We start from the raw sequence: 2503 nt of genomic DNA, 5'->3' as shown, positions 1-2503 counted from the left end.
GCCCATGCCGCCGCCGCCCATGCCGCCCATCCCCCCGGGGCCCGCGCCGCCGCTCCCCGTGCTGCTCTGCGAGCCTCCCCCGGCGCCGCCGCCGCCCGCCCCGCCCGTGTTTTCGTAGTTGCGTGGCTCCGCTTCGCATCCGGCGGAAAGGAGCCCAGCGACCATGGCGGCGATCCCCGCCGCTGCACAGACCTTGTTCCGATGTGACATGTTGCCCTCCTTGATCTTTCTGACTCCGTCGAGAGCCTTCACCTCGTCGACGCGACCCTCAAGAAGATTCGATCTGCGGGAGGACCACGTTTAGAGTCTCTCCATGACCTTCCTTGCGGCCCCGGCTCTCCCACGCACCTTCGCCGTTTCTCTCGCCGCACTCCTCCTCCCCGCGCTCGGCTGCGACAACACGCCCGCGTCCTCCACGTCGGCTCCTCCGGGAGCAAGCGCCTCGGCCGCCGCGCCGGCTGCGTCCGCGCAATCGCAACCGCCTCGCACCCTGGAGCTCCCGGAGGGCGTTTGTCGCATCTCCTATCAGGGGTACCGCGGCGCGGGGCTCACGCTTCGGCTCGCGCCGGACGGCCCCGCGTTCGCGATCGTCGGGGAGAAAGGTGTCCGCGGCATGGCCGGCCTCTTCGGCACGGCCGGCCAGGACCGCTCGGCGGACGTCGTGCTCCTCGACGGGCCTGCCAAGAGCGTCGGCATCACCCTCAAGAACTCCGACCTCGTGCTGCGTGGTTTCCTCGACGCCGCCGAGCTCGTGCTCCACCCGGTCCGCGCGCGCGCCCTCGGCGGCTTCCTCGCCCCCACGCGCTTGCGCGTCGTGAGCGCCTCGTCGTCCGGCGTCGAGGTCGCGCCGCGCTTCGGCAACGAGGTCGAGGTCCTCGGGAGCCTCCCGGCTCCGCGCTTGACCTGCGCGGAGCTCTCCCTCGACGCCGCCGTGCTCGACCTCGACCCCTCCGTGCTCCCGTCCTCGAAGGGGGACCCGTACATGCTTCTCCGGGGAGGGGATCCCATCGACCTCGCCGTGGAGCCCGCGGGGCCGGCCGTCGCGCGCCTTCACCCGCCAAGCGCGTCCACGTCCGTCCGCGTGGTCGAGACGAAAGGCAAAACGACGCGGATTGCGTGGACGCTCGACGAAGGGATCGTCTTTGGCTGGGTCGCTTCTTCGGCCCTGGAGAAGTCGTCCAATCCATACCGCACGCAGGGCCTCAGGGGGATCGACCGGCCTCCGAACGAGGAGCCCGTGGCGTCCTTCCTTTGCAGCGAGGATGTGCCTCTCGTCGCCGAGGTCGCGGGCGAGCGCGTGACCGTGGGCCACGTGCGGAAAGGCACGCGGGTCGGCATGCTGGATCGCGCCGCTCCTTCCACGCGTATCGCCGCGCCGCGCGGCCTGGACCACGGCTTCGGGGCCCCGCCCCCGGAGATCGTCGCCGCCAAGGGCGCGACCTTCCACGTGCCGGCCTCCGCGCTCAATGGGTGCAAAACTGAGGCGACAAGCGCTCCGAGCAAGCCTTGACGGCTTTGGGGGCTCCCCAAAATCCCCTCAGGGCCGCCCACGGTGTCCTTTGGGGCTTCCCCAAAGAAGATCTCGACCGGCGGGACCTCGCGTTGGGGCCTCCCTATGACGCATGCCGCCGGGTCAGACCTGACGTTGGGGCCTCCCCATGACCGATCCCGGCCGCCGGGACCTCGCGTTGGGGCTTCCCCAAAGACGATCCCGCCGGCTCGGACCTGACGTTGGGGGCTCCCCATGACCGATCCCGGCCGCCGGGACCTCGCGTTGGGGCTTCCCCCAAGATGATCCCGCCGGCCCGGACCTGACGTGGGGGCCTCCCCATGACCGATCCCGACGGCCCGGACCTCGTTTCGGGTCGTCACGGCACCGTTTGGGAGCATTTCGCCCCTCCGTTTCACCCCTCCCAAGGCCGTCGCTGCGGCGCGCGTGCAAAATCAGTCAATCATGGCTCCACGCGCGTCGATTCGAGCACGCGAATCACCCGTTGCGCCTTCACGAGCTCGCTCCCCCAGGCTCGCTCCTCGGAGAACAATCCGGTGTGATACTCGAACTCCAGAACCACGCGCCGCGCGGGCTCGCTCTTGTGGCAATCGAATTCGACGCCCCGAAGCTTCCCGGGGGGTTCGTCCTGCATCCGCAGCTCGCTGTCCGGCGTGCCGCACTGGGCAAGGACTTGGCCTACCGTGAGCCCGATCCACGTTGTCGACACGTCATTCCTTGGTTCGGCCCGAGGCTCCTGCTCCTGGTGGTTTCCACGCGCAGCGCATGCCGTGCCGAGCAAGAGCAACACGATGAAGCGTGGATTTCGCATACATTCGGACTCTGCAAGAACGGTCTGCGGGTTGTCAAGCGAGATCGCGGTGAACCCCTAGAGCATCGAACGGTTCGATGCTCTGCGAGATCGCGAAGCGAGCTCGCCTCGGGGGGTGAATCGACCGGGCTTTGCCCGGGCGAGAGGGGGACGCGAGGCGTCCCCCTCGGGACGAAAGAAGC

Annotated in this window: 2 protein-coding genes and 1 pseudogene; 1 reads left to right on the top strand and 2 read right to left on the bottom strand. The window is 69.3% G+C overall.

Annotation, left to right across the window (positions count from 1 at the left end):
• Positions 1-210 (bottom strand): annotated as a pseudogene (locus QHF89_RS49785) (hypothetical protein); the annotation flags it as partial.
• A 103-nt stretch (positions 211-313) separates the two neighbouring features.
• Here QHF89_RS49785 and QHF89_RS49780 point away from each other — a divergent pair.
• The gene (locus QHF89_RS49780; RefSeq protein WP_136970769.1) at positions 314-1510 is read left to right on the top strand and encodes a hypothetical protein; all 1197 of its coding nucleotides are present in this window, start codon (positions 314-316) and stop codon (positions 1508-1510) included.
• A 442-nt stretch (positions 1511-1952) separates the two neighbouring features.
• Here QHF89_RS49780 and QHF89_RS49775 read toward each other — a convergent pair whose 3' ends face one another.
• The gene (locus QHF89_RS49775) at positions 1953-2219 is read right to left on the bottom strand and encodes a hypothetical protein (protein ID WP_136970768.1); all 267 of its coding nucleotides are present in this window, start codon (positions 2217-2219) and stop codon (positions 1953-1955) included.
• Positions 2220-2503 lie beyond the last annotated feature (284 nt).

Origin of the sequence: Polyangium sorediatum (genome assembly GCF_029946465.1) — a bacterium.
In the GTDB taxonomy this organism is placed as follows: domain Bacteria; phylum Myxococcota_A; class Polyangia; order Polyangiales; family Polyangiaceae; genus Polyangium; species Polyangium fumosum.
This window is presented reverse-complemented; position numbering and strand designations above follow the sequence as displayed.

Excerpts from the sequence above, each read along its gene's own strand:
- QHF89_RS49780 (WP_136970769.1), top strand. The coding sequence starts at position 314 with ATGACCTTCCTTGCGGCCCCGGCTCTCCCACGCACCTTCGCCGTTTCT.